This is a genomic window from Thiomonas sp. 13-64-67 (genome assembly GCF_002282795.1).
GTDB lineage: Bacteria > Pseudomonadota > Gammaproteobacteria > Burkholderiales > Burkholderiaceae_C > Thiomonas > Thiomonas arsenitoxydans.
In genome coordinates this window covers 1-12,347 of sequence record NZ_NCKP01000061.1, presented here as the reverse complement: position 1 = coordinate 12,347, position 12,347 = coordinate 1, and the positions used below count along the sequence as shown (strand labels likewise).

General features: G+C 65.0%; 14 protein-coding genes. 7 read left to right on the top strand and 7 right to left on the bottom strand.

Annotated elements, in window-relative coordinates:
• Positions 1 to 532, bottom strand: a 532-nt coding sequence (locus tag B7X30_RS12915; RefSeq protein WP_286731039.1) for a methionyl-tRNA formyltransferase, incomplete at its 3' end; no start/stop codon positions are given.
• A 35-nt stretch (positions 533 to 567) separates the two neighbouring features.
• Positions 568 to 1,074 (bottom strand): peptide deformylase, encoded by a 507-nt coding sequence (def, locus tag B7X30_RS12910; RefSeq protein WP_232054255.1) that lies wholly within the window; start codon positions 1,072 to 1,074, stop codon positions 568 to 570.
• 342 nt (positions 1,075 to 1,416) lie between these two features.
• On the opposite strand from def, the gene B7X30_RS12905 reads away from it, so the two are divergent.
• The 5 genes from B7X30_RS12905 to B7X30_RS12885 all read left to right on the top strand — a co-directional run bounded on the left by B7X30_RS12905 (position 1,417) and on the right by B7X30_RS12885 (position 5,145).
• Positions 1,417 to 1,650 carry a hypothetical protein gene (locus B7X30_RS12905; protein WP_286731038.1) on the top strand — a complete coding sequence of 78 codons (234 nt, stop codon included), beginning with the start codon at positions 1,417 to 1,419 and terminating at the stop codon, positions 1,648 to 1,650.
• Positions 1,605 to 2,513 (top strand): LysM peptidoglycan-binding domain-containing protein, encoded by a 909-nt coding sequence (locus B7X30_RS12900; protein WP_286731035.1) that lies wholly within the window; start codon positions 1,605 to 1,607, stop codon positions 2,511 to 2,513. Before B7X30_RS12905 ends, B7X30_RS12900 begins: the two co-directional genes overlap by 46 nt.
• 30 nt (positions 2,514 to 2,543) lie before the next feature.
• Entirely contained in the window at positions 2,544 to 3,683 is a 1,140-nt protein-coding gene (dprA, locus tag B7X30_RS12895; protein ID WP_286731033.1) for a DNA-processing protein DprA, read from the top strand.
• A 93-nt stretch (positions 3,684 to 3,776) separates the two neighbouring features.
• On the top strand, positions 3,777 to 4,235 hold the full coding sequence (locus tag B7X30_RS12890; protein ID WP_013104248.1) for a Smg family protein: 459 nt from the start codon (positions 3,777 to 3,779) through the stop codon (positions 4,233 to 4,235).
• A 61-nt stretch (positions 4,236 to 4,296) separates the two neighbouring features.
• Complete coding sequence (locus tag B7X30_RS12885; RefSeq protein ID WP_286731030.1) at positions 4,297 to 5,145, top strand: hypothetical protein; 849 nt, start codon at positions 4,297 to 4,299, stop codon at positions 5,143 to 5,145.
• A 58-nt stretch (positions 5,146 to 5,203) separates the two neighbouring features.
• Here B7X30_RS12885 and secF read toward each other — a convergent pair whose 3' ends face one another.
• From secF to yajC, 3 genes are all read right to left on the bottom strand, one after another.
• Positions 5,204 to 6,157, bottom strand: a complete 954-nt coding sequence (secF, locus tag B7X30_RS12880) for a protein translocase subunit SecF (protein ID WP_013121899.1) — start codon at positions 6,155 to 6,157, stop codon at positions 5,204 to 5,206.
• A 39-nt stretch (positions 6,158 to 6,196) separates the two neighbouring features.
• Positions 6,197 to 8,167 carry a protein translocase subunit SecD gene (secD, locus tag B7X30_RS12875; protein WP_286731027.1) on the bottom strand — a complete coding sequence of 657 codons (1,971 nt, stop codon included), beginning with the start codon at positions 8,165 to 8,167 and terminating at the stop codon, positions 6,197 to 6,199.
• 118 nt (positions 8,168 to 8,285) lie between these two features.
• Positions 8,286 to 8,621, bottom strand: a complete 336-nt coding sequence (gene yajC / locus B7X30_RS12870) for a preprotein translocase subunit YajC (protein ID WP_286731025.1) — start codon at positions 8,619 to 8,621, stop codon at positions 8,286 to 8,288.
• 179 nt (positions 8,622 to 8,800) lie between these two features.
• Here yajC and argC point away from each other — a divergent pair, with 179 nt between their 5' ends.
• Both argC and erpA read left to right on the top strand, forming a co-directional pair.
• The gene (gene argC, locus B7X30_RS12865; RefSeq protein ID WP_286731023.1) at positions 8,801 to 9,859 is read left to right on the top strand and encodes an N-acetyl-gamma-glutamyl-phosphate reductase; all 1,059 of its coding nucleotides are present in this window, start codon (positions 8,801 to 8,803) and stop codon (positions 9,857 to 9,859) included.
• A 75-nt stretch (positions 9,860 to 9,934) separates the two neighbouring features.
• Entirely contained in the window at positions 9,935 to 10,312 is a 378-nt protein-coding gene (gene erpA / locus B7X30_RS12860; RefSeq protein WP_013104241.1) for an iron-sulfur cluster insertion protein ErpA, read from the top strand.
• Positions 10,313 to 10,374: 62 nt separating this feature from the next.
• Here the strand turns inward: erpA and B7X30_RS12855 are convergent, their stop codons facing one another.
• Positions 10,375 to 11,487: an anhydro-N-acetylmuramic acid kinase gene (locus tag B7X30_RS12855; RefSeq protein ID WP_286731019.1), complete on the bottom strand. Its 1,113-nt coding sequence runs from the start codon at positions 11,485 to 11,487 to the stop codon at positions 10,375 to 10,377.
• The coding region (locus tag B7X30_RS12850; RefSeq protein ID WP_286731017.1) for a M23 family metallopeptidase at positions 11,477 to 12,347 on the bottom strand (871 nt) is incomplete at its 5' end. The genes B7X30_RS12855 and B7X30_RS12850, both read right to left, overlap by 11 nt.

Genomic DNA, 12,347 nt, shown 5'->3' with positions numbered 1-12,347 from the left:
CGGCGAGTTTGTCGTGCAGGGTGGACGCGGTGTCGGTGGATTCAATCGGCAGGGCCTGCTCCAGCAGCATGTCGCCCGTGTCGAGCCCCGCGTCCATCTGCATCAGGGTGATGCCCGTCTGCGCATCGCCTGCCTCGATCGCCCGCTGGATAGGGGCTGCTCCACGCCACCTCGGCAGCAGCGAGCCGTGAATGTTCAAGCAGCCCAATCGCGGCAGCGTCAGCACCGACGTCGGCAGAATCAGGCCGTAGGCCGCCACGACCAGCGCGTCCGCCTGGGCGGCGCGCAACGCCGCGTGTGCCTGCGCGGCCTGTTCGGCATAGCGCCCGTCCAGTCGCAGACCTTGGGGTTGAATGACCTCAATTTGCGCCGCCGAAGCAACTTGCTTGACCGGGCTGGACTGCAGTTTCATGCCGCGGCCCGCGGGGCGGTCGGGCTGGGTCAGCACCAGAGGCACGGTATAGCCCGCGCTCAGAACGGCGCGCAACGCCACCGCGGCGAACTCCGGCGTGCCGGCAAACGCCACGCGCAAACGGCGCGCAGAAGACGAAGCGGGCATGGCCTGGCTCAAGCGGCCTGCCTCTGCCGTTTGAGCATTTTGGTCTTGATCCGGTTGCGCTTGAGCGGCGAGAGATAATCGACAAAAACCTTGCCCATCAGATGATCCATTTCATGCTGAATGCACACCGCGGTCAGCCCGTCGGCGTCCATCTCGAAGGGCTGGCCCTGCGCGTCCAGCGCGCGCACCCGCACCGTGGCCGGCCGCGTGACTTTGTCGTAAATGCCAGGGACGGACAGGCACCCCTCTTCCCATTCCTTGTCTTCCGCGCTGTGCCGCACGATTTCCGGGTTGATGAGCGCCAGAGGTTGATTGCGCTCTTCCGAGGTATCCATGACGATGATGCGCTCGTGCACATCGACCTGCGTCGCGGCCAGGCCGACGCCATTGGAGGCGTACATGGTCTCGAACATCGCCGCCACCAGGGCGCGCACCCGCTCATCGACCGCCGCAACCGGCTTGGCCACGGTGTAAAGACGCGGATCGGGATATTGAAGAATGGTCAGTTGTTCCATGGCTCGCATTTTAGTTATTTGCGATGGAAAAGGCTTTATCCATTGCAAAAACGGGGGTGGCCGACTCTGCACGCGCCGTCGGTCGGGCGCGCCCGCAACATTCTTGCAACTGCCGCCCCGTCCAAACGCCGACCAAACGGTGATTTGATTGCCGCATCAAGGTGTTGCGTGCACAATGTGCTCAACAATTTTGAGATATGGGCCCTGGAATCGCAAATTTCCACGGGGGGCAGATTCACAAAAGACCACACCGCGCCGGATGTGGCCACCGTTTCGATCTGGGGACTTTGCGCCATGCTGAGACAGGCTTTCCACCACCCTTTCAACCTTTTTTCGCGTCGTATGAGCTACCGCGCTCTGGCTGCCGCGCTGGCGCTGGCCACAGCGGCGCCCTGGGCTTGCGCCACCAACCCATCGGCCGACGCGCCCGCGCTGCATGGCCTGCCCAGCTATCCGGTGGCTCCGGCGCAGCGCGCCCAGGCTGAACTGACCGCGCAGACCGGCGTGACACCTTGTGGGCAATTTCCGGCATGTACCTGCGCAAGCCCTGGGACTGGCCCAAGCTGTGGGGCATGAATCTGCAGCAGATCCGCAACCCGCACTGGATTTTTCCGGGGCAAGTGCTGTTTCTCGACATTTCCAACGGCCGTGCCCGCCTCACCATGGGCAGTGACAGCCAGGGCATTCCCACGGTGAAGCTCAACCCGCAGGTCGAATCCAGCCCGCTGCCGCCTGAAGGTATTCCCACCATCTCGCCAGAACTCATCGCGCCCTTCCTCACCCAGCCGCTGATCGTCGAGCCCGATACCCTCGAAGCCTCGCCGCGCATCGTGGCCTTGCCCAAGGGACACACCATGGCGTCGCCCGGCACGCAGGTCTATGTGCGCGGTGATGTGAGCAAAGCCACGCGCTATCAGATCTATCGCCCGGCCAAGCCGCTGGTCGATCCGGCCACGAAAAAAATCATCGCCTACCAGGCCGAATATCTTGGCACGACCAATCTCGTCGAGCCGCCTTCCGGGCCGGATGCGGTGTCTGTGTTCCGGGTCGATGGCATCGAGCGTGAAGTCGGCGTGGGCGACCGGCTGGTCATCGCGCCGCCGCGTGAATTCCTCAACTACACCCCGCACGCCCCGGCCAAGCCGATCAGCGGCGACATTGTTTCGATCTACGGCGATCTGAGCATGGCGGCCAAGAACAGCGTGGTCGCGCTCAACCGCGGGGCCGACGACGGGCTGGAGCGCGGCGACGTGCTGGCGCTGTGGCACAACAGCCGCATGGTCAAAGACTCGACGGCGCCCGGCAAACCCGAGATCGAACTGCCCGACCGCCGCGTGGGCGTGATGATGGTGTTTCGCACCTTCAAGCATGTGGCCTATGCGCTCATCCTGTCGGCCGACGAACCGGTTGAAGTCGCCGACCGCTTCACCCAGCCCTGATCGCCGCAGCGGCCTTCGGCACGGTCGAGCATGACGCCGCCTGAAGACCTCGCCGACTGGCTGCGGCTGATGCAGACTCCGGGCGTTGGCGCACTCACCGCGCGCCAACTGCTCAGCGCCTTCGGGCCTCCGTCGCTGATTTTCCAGGCCTCGCACGCCGCGCTGACTCGGGTGGTCAGCGCCGCCGTCGCCTCGGCGCTGCTGACCGACCCCGACCGCGAAACCCAAGACCTCATCGCCCGCACCCTGGAATGGGCCGCCCAGCCGGGGCAGGCCTGCATCACCCTGGACGATCCGGCTTATCCGCAAAGCCTGCTCGACATCACCGATCCGCCGCCCTTGCTTTACGCTTTGGGCGACGCCGCCCTGCTGGGCGCCCCGCGGCGACTGGCCATGGTGGGCGCACGTACCCCCACCGCACAGGGCGAGCGCGATGCCCAGGCGTTTGCGCAAGCTTTCAGCGAAGCCGGGGCCACTATCGTGTCAGGATTTGCCCTGGGCATCGACGCCGCCGCGCATCGCGGCGCTCTGGCCGCGACGGGCGAGCACGCCGGTTCGACCATCGCCGTGCTCGGCACCGGCTGCGACCGCGTCTATCCGCCACGCCACAAAGAGCTGGCGCATCTCGTGGCCGATCGCGGGCTGCTGCTCTCCGAGTTTGCGCTGGGCACCGCTCCAGCCAAGGGCAATTTTCCGCGCCGCAACCGCCTCATCAGCGGCCTGTCACGCGGGGTGCTGGTGGTCGAGGCCGCCACGCACTCCGGTTCGCTCATCACCGCGCGGCTGGCTGGCGAGCAGGGGCGCGAAGTCTTTGCCATGCCCGGCTCGATCCACAACCCCCTGGCGCATGGCTGCCACCGTCTCATCCGCGAAGGCGCCAAGCTCGTCGAAACCGCGCAAGACGTGCTGGAGGAATTTGCCTGGGATGCGCGCCCCGCCGCGAAAACCACGACGGCAGACGCATCGCCCGCCGCGGAAGCCCCGCCCGAATGCGACACCGAATGCGACATCCTGCGCACCCTCGGCTACGACATCCGCAGCTTCGACGATCTCAGCGCGCGCACCGGCTGGCCTGCCGACCGGCTGGGCGCGCGCCTGCTCGAACTTGAGCTGGAGGGCCAGGTCGCGCGCCTGCCCGGCGGCCGCTTTCAGCGCATCGCCCGCGCCTGAAATCCGGCCACCCTTCGCGTGCTCCTGACCCGGCCTGATGCTGGGAGAAAACCGCGAAACAATCCGTCATCGCGTCATGCATAGAATGGCCTCATGTTCGATATTCTCATGTATCTCTACGAGTCCTACTGGCATCCGGAAGCCTGCCCCGAGTTCGGGCAGCTCACGCGCAAACTCAGCGCGGCTGGGTTCGAGAGCGACGAAATCCACGAAGCCATCGACTGGCTTCGCGGGCTCGACAGCGCCGTAGGCGGCCTCAAGACCCAGCACGAGCAGAGCGCACACGCCATTCGTCTTTACGCGCAGCAAGAGCTCGACTGCCTGGGGCTGGAAGCCATCGGCTATCTCAACTTTCTCGAGAGCGCCGGGGTGCTCAAGCCGCATCTGCGCGAACTCACCATCGAGCGCGCGCTGGCCACCGGCATGCAGCCGCTACCGCTGGAGCATCTCAAAACCATCGTGCTGTTGATTTTCTGGCGTCTGGACGAAGAGCCCGATGCCCTGATTCTCGACGAGCTGTTCGTCGAAGCCGAAGACCGCGTGGTGCATTGAGCTAACTGCTGCCGCTCGGCTTCGGCCACGACTCGCCCAACCCCTCCCTGAAAGATTTCCGATGCCAGTTTCCCCCATCCGCATCAGCCTGGGCGCCGCCCTGCTGGCCAGTCTCGCCCTCGCCGGTTGCGGCGGCGGTGCGACCAACACCAACTATTCCGGCTCGACCGTCACAGGGCAGGTGCTCATGGGGGCGAACAGCCCGGTGAACGGCAACGGCACCAACAATGTCTGCGCCTACGCCATCGTCAACGGTCAGGGCAATCCGCTAACCACCACGGTGACGCCGTACACCAGCTATGGCACTGTGCTGGACTACGTGCCTTCAGCGGCCGACGGCAGCTTCAGCATGAACCTCACCAGCTTCTACGGCCCGGTCCTGCTGCAAGTCGTGGGCGGCACCTATAGCTACAACGGCGCTTCGCAGGCGCTCAACAGCCTGACCTCCACGGCGCTCAATCTCGCCGCCAGCGCCAGTAACGCCGCACTGGCGACGAACGCCAGCCTGCAAGCCATGGTGAACGTGGGCGGCGGCGGAACGGTCACGGCCAACATCACCCCGCTGACCACTTTCGCCGTGGCCCGTATCACCCCGAACAGTGGCCTGACGCTCGCCAACTACACCGCCTCGCTGCAAGACATCGCCGGGCAATTCGGCCTGGGCGGCTTGGCTCTGGCCACGGCGGTTCCCACGGCTGGAGATGCTTACGACAAGGCGCTGATCGGAGTGGATCAGTACCTACTCAATATGGGCACCACACTCGGCGCCACCGACGACCCCTACGGCGCCAATCTGCTCAACTGGACCAATCTCGGTTCAGCCACCACGGCAGGCACTGTTTCTGCGGATTACAGCACGGCCTACAACCAAGCCAACGGTACGACCGGGGTCAGCTTCAACTTCAACTGACCGTCTCGGCGCCCACAAAAAAGCCAGCTCACGCTGGCTTTTTTGTGGGCGGCTGATTTCAGACCACCGCGCCCGCGTTCGGGTCGTTGCGGTCGCTGGGCTTGTTGCCGCCCGGCTTGATCAGGTCTTCGCGCTTCACGCCGAACCACATCGCCAGCGCGGCGGCGACGAACACCGAACTGTAGATGCTCATCGAAATGCCGATGATCAGCGCCAAGGCGAAGTAGTGCAGCGCCGGGCCGCCGAAGAAGAACATGGAAAACGCCATCGCCAGCGTCGAGCCGTGGGTGATGACGGTGCGACTGATGGTGTTGGTAATGGCGCTGTCGATCACCTGCACCGTGGTGTATTTACGGTACTTGCGGAAGTTTTCGCGCACCCGGTCGAAGATCACCACCGACTCGTTGACCGAATAACCCAGCACCGCCAGCACCGCCGCCAGCACCGGCAGGGAAAATTCCCACTGGAACAGCGCAAAGAAGCCGAGCACGATGATCACGTCGTGCAGGTTGGCGAGGATGGCCGCCACCGAGAACTTCCACTCGAAGCGCACCGCCAGATAGGCGACGATGCCGAAGATCACCAGCGCCAGCGCCTTGAGACCATCGGTGGCCAGCTCAGACCCCACCTGCGGGCCGACGAATTCGGTGCGGCGCTGCTGCGCCTGCGGATCGGCAGCCAGCAGCCCGGCCATGACCTTGGTGCTCTGCTCCGAGCTGGTCTCGCCCTTGTGCAGCGGCAGGCGGATGACCACATCATTGGCGTTGCCGTAGGCCTGCACTTGCGCATCGGCGTAACCGAGTTTGCTCAGGGTGGCGCGGATGCCGTCGATGTTCGCCCCCTGGCTGTAACCGACTTCCATCACCGTGCCGCCGGTAAATTCGATCGACAGATTGAGCCCGCGGGTGAAGAGGAAGAACACCGCGGCGACAAACAGCACCGCGGAGACGACGTTGAACGTCAGCGCGTTGCGCATGAACGGGATGTCGCGCTTGATACGGAAAAATTCCATGATGTGCCTTGAATCGGAAGTCTTTGGGCCGTCGGCGGATCAATGCACCTTGCGGCGCGGCTTGGTGGTGCGCGGTGTGGGTGCGTCCAGCGGCTTTCCAGCTTTCACCGCGTCACTCGCGGCGCCGGACGACAGCGCCCCCGCCGCGGCTTCAGCCGCTTGCGGCTTCCAGATCTGGCCGATGGAGATGCTGTGCAGGCGGCGCTTGCGGCCATACCAGAGGTTGATGATGCCGCGCGAGAAGAACACCGCCGAGAACATCGAGGTGAGAATGCCCAGCACGTGCACTACGGCGAATCCGCGAATGGCGCCCGAGCCGAAGATCAGCAGCGCGACCCCGGCAATCAGCGTGGTGACGTTGGAGTCGAAGATGGTGGCCCAAGCGCGTTCGTAGCCGTGGAAAATCGCGTTTTGCGGACTGGCGCCGTTGCGCAGTTCCTCGCGGATGCGCTCGTTGATCAGTACGTTCGAGTCGATGGCCATACCCAGCGCCAGCGCCATGGCCGCGATGCCGGGCAGAGTGAGTGTGGCCTGCAACATGGAGAGCACCGCCACCAGCAGCAGCAGGTTGACCGCCAGACCGATGGACGACACCACGCCGAAGAACATGTAGTAGATCGACATGAAAATGACGATGGCAACGAAGCCCCAGGTCACCGAGTGGAAGCCCTGGCTGATGTTCTGCTGCCCCAGGCTAGGGCCGACGGTGCGCTCTTCGATGATGTTCATCGGCGCAGCCAGGGCACCGGCGCGCAGCAGCAGCGCGGTGTCGTTGGCTTCCTGCACGGTCATGTGGCCGGAGATCTGCACCCGGCCGCCGGCGATTTCGCTGCGGATCACCGGGGCGGTGATAATTTCGCCGCGGCCGCGGTCGAACAGAATCATGGCGGTGCGCTTGCCCACGTTCTCCCGCGTGACTTGCTGGAAGATGCGGGAGCCCTTGGAGTCGAGGGTGAGGAACACCGCGGGCTCGTTGGTCTGCTGGTCGAAGCCGGGCTGGGCGTCGGTGAGGTTGTCGCCGGTCAGCAGCACGTCGCGCTTGACCACCAGTTTGCCGCCATCGCGGTCCGGAAAGATCTGGTCGCCGGCGGGCAGCGGGCCCTGCCCGGCCAGCGCGGCCTGGGCTGCGGCGCTGTCGTCCACCATGCGCACTTCGAGTGAGGCGGTGCGGCCGAGAATGTCCTTGGCCCGGGCCACGTCCTGAATACCGGGCAGCTCGACCACCACGCGGTCGCGACCCTGTTGCTGGATGATGGGCTCGGCCACGCCGAGTTCGTTGATGCGGTTGTGCAGGGTCTGGATGTTCTGCTTGATGGCGTAGTCTTCTTCCTGCGACACGGCGGCAGGCGTCAGACTGGCGCTGAGGCTGTAGGGGCCTGCGGGCGCTTGCGGGGCCAGCTGCAAATCGGGATGCTGGCGGGTGATGAGTTCCTTGGCCGTGTTCAGTGCGCTGGCATCGACAAAAACGCCCTGAAGGGTGTCGCCCACGCGTTCGAGCTTGGTATAGCGCGCGTCTTTGTCGCGCAGATCGCGGCGCAGCTCGCCGGAAATCGAGTCGAGCTTTTTGTGCACCGCCGCCTGCATGTCCACCTGCAGCAGGAAGTGCACGCCCCCGCGCAGGTCGAGACCGAGGTACATGGGATGAGCGCCCAGCGCCGTCAGCCACGCGGGCGAACGCGACAGCAGATTGACCGCGACCACATACCGCGGATCGTCCGCATTGGGGTTGAGCGCCTTGGCCAGAACATCGCGCGCCTTGAGCTGCACGCTGGTGTTGCTGAAGCGGTAGTTGACCGTGGCGCCGTTGAAATCGGCCGAATCGGGCTTGAGGTTAGCCGCGTCCAGAATCTGCTCGCCTTTGAGCAGCAGGGCGTTGTCGACCTTGCCGCCGTTGGTGCTTGAAATCTGCACTGAGGGCGATTCGCCATACAGATTGGGCAGCGCATACACCACGCCAACCACCAGGACGACGACCATGATGAGATATTTCCACCAGGGATAGCGATTCATGACAACAACCTCGTTTCACCCGCCGATGCGGCGCGGGTTCAAATAAAAATCCCGCACAAGTCGGGCCTGCACGGTTGGGCCCGCGAAGGCGCGGGCCGACAGGGACGCATGGACGCGCTCAGATGCCGCTCTTGATCGTGCCCTTGGGCAGCACCATGGTCACCGCGTTGCGCTGCAGCAGTACCTCAGTGTTGGCGGCGATTTCTAGCGTGACATAGTTGTCGTTGATTTTGCTGATCTTGCCCACGACGCCGCCCGTGGTCACCACTTCGTCGCCCTTGGCCAGCGCGGCCAGCATGGCGCGCAGTTCCTTTTGCTTTTTCATCTGCGGACGCAGCATGACGAAGTACAGGATGACGAACATCACGATGATGGGCAGCAGGCTCATCAGGGTGGAACCTGCACTGGGTGCGGGGGCAGCAGCTTGCGCGTGGGCAACAGAAATAAGGTTCATGGGGAAGATGGAACGGTGGATTTCATCGGCATCCTGGCTCGTGGCCAGGGTCGGTTAGCCGCGTATTGTCGCAAAGCTGAGGCCGGGTGCCGCAAATTTCTTCAAATCTCTCAGTCGCTCCCCGCCCCCTGTCGCACAAAGACCATAAGATGTCTGCTTTCATTTGAGGGCCCAGCACCATGAAACGTCTGCGCATTGGCATCGTTGGCGGTACCGGCTACACCGGGGTGGAGCTGTTGCGGCTGCTGGCCCGCCACCCCCAGGCCGAGCTGGCCGCCATCACCTCGCGCAAGGAAGCGGGCACCCCGGTGGCCGATATGTTCCCCAGCCTGCGCGGGCATGTCGATCTTGCCTTCACCACGCCGGACGACGCACCGCTGCACACCTGCGACATCGTCTTTTTCGCCACGCCGCACGGGGTGGCCATGGCTCAGGCCCGGCGGCTGCTCGATGCCGGTGTGCGCCTTATCGATCTGGCCGCCGACTTCCGCCTGCAAAACCTGACCGAGTTCACCCAGTGGTACGGCATGGAGCACGCCTGCCCCGATCTGCTGCAAGAGGCGGTTTACGGCCTGCCGGAACTGCACCGCGAGGCCATTGCCAAGGCTCGTATCGTCGCCAATCCCGGCTGCTATCCCACCACGGTGCAGCTGGGCTTTGCCCCCCTGCTGCGCACCCCCGGCCTCGTGGAGGCCACCCACCTCATGGCCAACTGCGCCTCGGGGGTTTCGGGCGCGGGCCGCAAGACGGAAATCGGTCTGCTGTTCAGCGAAGCTTCGGACAATTTCAAGGCCTACGGCGTCAAAGGGCACCGGCATGGGCCTGAAATCAACGAACAACTGCGCCGCATCGCGGGCGCGCCCCCCGGCAGCAGCGCGGTCGACTGCCTGTTCGTGCCGCATCTCACCCCCATGATTCGCGGTATGCATGCCACCTTGTCGGCCCGCCTCACGCCCGCCGGGCAGACCCTCGACCTGCAAGCGCTGTACGCCTCGTTCTATGCGAAAGAGCCTTTCGTCGATGTGCTGCCCCCGGGTAGCACGCCTGAAACCCGCTCGGTGCGCGGCGCCAATACCCTGCGGCTCGCGGTACACAAGCCGCGCCCTGACATGGCCGTGATCCTGGTCGTTCAGGACAACCTCACCAAAGGCGCCTCGGGCCAGGCGGTGCAGAACATGAATGTGATGTTCGGCCTGCCCGAAAACATGGGGCTGGACGGGCTGGCGGTATTGCCCTGATTTTTGCTGTAAACCCGCAGACGGGAACAAGGTCTTGCGCGGCACTAAAATTATGTCAACTTAAAGGAGTACCCCATGAGCGCCATGCTTGATACCGCCCCCACCGCCGAAATGGCCGCCCCGCCCGCCCCCCTGCTGTTCACCGACAGCGCGGCGGCCAAGGTCAAGGAGCTGATCGACGAGGAAGGCAACAATGATCTGAAGCTGCGCGTGTTCGTGCAAGGCGGCGGCTGCTCCGGCTTTCAGTACGGCTTCACGTTCGACGAAGCGGTGAACGAAGACGACACGCAGATGGTGAAAAACGGCGTCACCCTGCTGATCGACGCCATGAGCCTGCAATATCTGGTGGGCGCCGAGATCGACTACAAGGATGGTCTCGAAGGCGCCCAGTTCGTCATCAAGAACCCGAACGCCACCACCACCTGCGGCTGCGGCTCGTCGTTTTCGGTTTGAGCGAACGCCTTCGGCTGGCTTAAAAACGCCCCGAAACCGCCTTTGAAGGCGGTTTTTTGGTTTCAAGCCGGATAGACCGCCCCGAGCACCCGTGGGCCAGCGGCCCCGGTGACGGCGGACAGGTTGCCCGGCAGGCCCAACAAGGTTTGCTGCGCCAGCCAGGCGAAGGCGGCGGCTTCGACCTGTTCGGCGGGTATGCCGCTGTGGTCGCTCGGGCGGCAGGTCACGCCGGGGAGCGCCTGCTGTAGGCGGCTTAGCAGGTCGGTATTGCGCGCGCCGCCGCCGCAGATCACTAACTCGCAAACGCCGGGCATGGCGCGCCGCAACGCCTCGGCCACGCTGTGTGCGGTCAATGCCGCCAGCGTGGCCTGCACATCCTGGGGCGAAGCTTGGGCCGCATGAGCCGACAGATGGCGTTCGAGCCAGGCCGGATGAAAGTCGTCGCGCCCGGTGCTTTTTGGGGCGGCACGCGAGAAGTAGGGATCGGCCAGAAATTGCGCGAGCAAATCCGCCCGCACCGCGCCGCCCGCCGCCCAGGCGCCTTGGGCGTCGTAAGGCTGCCCGAGATGGCGCTGCGTCCAATAATCGAGCAGGGCGTTGCCGGGGCCGGTGTCGAAACCGAGGGTGTGGCCATCGGCAAACAGCAGACTGAGATTGGCAAAGCCGCCGAGGTTAAGTACGGCGACATCGGCGCCCGCCACCGCGAACACGGCGCGATGAAACGCGGGCACCAGCGGCGCGCCCTGGCCGCCGGCCGCCACGTCGCGGCTGCGGAAGTCGGCCGCCACCGCAATGCCGCAACGCTCGGCCAGCAAGGCCGGCGCATTGATCTGGAGGGTGTAGCCGAGATCGGGACGATGACGCACCGTCTGCCCATGCGCCCCGATGGCGCGAACCGATGCGGCGCTCACACCGCTGTCGCGCAGCAGGGTGGCGACGACTTCGGCGTAGAGATCGGCGAGTTGCTGCGCGGCGAGGGCGCTGCGGTGGAGTTCGTCGAAATCAGCCGTGTTGAGGGCGAAAAATTCAGCGCGCAACCCGGCGGGAAATGCCCGCGCCGCATGCGCCAGCACCCGAGGCGGCGTGCCCGGCGCAGATTCAAGCAGCACGCCATCGACCCCGTCGAGCGAGGTGCCCGACATGAGCCCGATGAACAGGCCCGGTTCAGTCGACACGCGCCAGCCGCACGGCGTCGTCACTGCCAGCCGCCTGGGCGAGTTGGGTGCGCATCACGGCGGTGGCGGCGAAGAACGAGGCTTTTTCGCCCGGCGGCAAAGGTTTGCCCCGCGGCACATAGCTGGCCATGCGCAGCGGATCGATCAGCCGCCCGGCGGCATGAAATTCGAAATGCAGATGCGGCCCGGTGGAGGTGCCGGTATTGCCGGTCTTGCCGATGTTCTGGCCTTCGCTCACGGTCTGGCCCGGCTTGACGGCGATGCTGCTCAAGTGGGCGTAGACCGTCTCGAATTTGATCACATTGCCATAGCCGCTCTGTACCCCGGCAAACTTCACCCGGCCCTCGGCGACGCTGGGCACCGGAGTGCCGATGCGCGCGGCGAAATCGACGCCCTCATGCATTTCGCGCCGCCCCTTCACCGGATGCACGCGCATGCCGAAGGGCGACGTCACCTTGGCGCCCGGCAGTGGCGAAGAAGCCCAGGCTTTTTCCAGCCCCTGGCCGGCAGGGGTGTAGTAGCCACCGGCGGCATCACCGTGCGCGGCGAACCACACCGCTTGACACACCACGCCACGGCTGCGCACTTCCGCCGCCAGCAGACGGCCCGGGCGCAGTTCGCGGCCGTCGAGCGTCTGCATCTCGTACACCAGCGCCACCTGATCGCCCTTGCGCAGGCTGCGGCGCAAGTCGATCTGTGGAGCGAACACCTTGACCAGTTGCGAACCGACCGGCGAAGGTACGCCGGACTGGCTCAGCGCGGTCGTCAAAGCGCCGCGCACCGAAACATTGGCCAGACGAGTGCGGGGTTCGAGCTTGCGTTCGGTGGTCGATACCTGCAAGGTGCCGTCGGCACCGGGC

Coding starts and splice junctions, on each gene's coding strand:
- def (WP_232054255.1), bottom strand. CDS start 1,074: ATGGAACAACTGACCATTCTTCAATATCCCGATCCGCGTCTTTACACC.
- B7X30_RS12905 (WP_286731038.1), top strand. CDS start 1,417: ATGAGCTACCGCGCTCTGGCTGCCGCGCTGGCGCTGGCCACAGCGGCG.
- B7X30_RS12900 (WP_286731035.1), top strand. CDS start 1,605: ATGTACCTGCGCAAGCCCTGGGACTGGCCCAAGCTGTGGGGCATGAAT.
- dprA (WP_286731033.1), top strand. CDS start 2,544: ATGACGCCGCCTGAAGACCTCGCCGACTGGCTGCGGCTGATGCAGACT.
- B7X30_RS12890 (WP_013104248.1), top strand. CDS start 3,777: ATGTTCGATATTCTCATGTATCTCTACGAGTCCTACTGGCATCCGGAA.
- B7X30_RS12885 (WP_286731030.1), top strand. CDS start 4,297: ATGCCAGTTTCCCCCATCCGCATCAGCCTGGGCGCCGCCCTGCTGGCC.
- secF (WP_013121899.1), bottom strand. CDS start 6,157: ATGGAATTTTTCCGTATCAAGCGCGACATCCCGTTCATGCGCAACGCG.
- secD (WP_286731027.1), bottom strand. CDS start 8,167: ATGAATCGCTATCCCTGGTGGAAATATCTCATCATGGTCGTCGTCCTG.
- yajC (WP_286731025.1), bottom strand. CDS start 8,621: ATGAACCTTATTTCTGTTGCCCACGCGCAAGCTGCTGCCCCCGCACCC.
- argC (WP_286731023.1), top strand. CDS start 8,801: ATGAAACGTCTGCGCATTGGCATCGTTGGCGGTACCGGCTACACCGGG.
- erpA (WP_013104241.1), top strand. CDS start 9,935: ATGAGCGCCATGCTTGATACCGCCCCCACCGCCGAAATGGCCGCCCCG.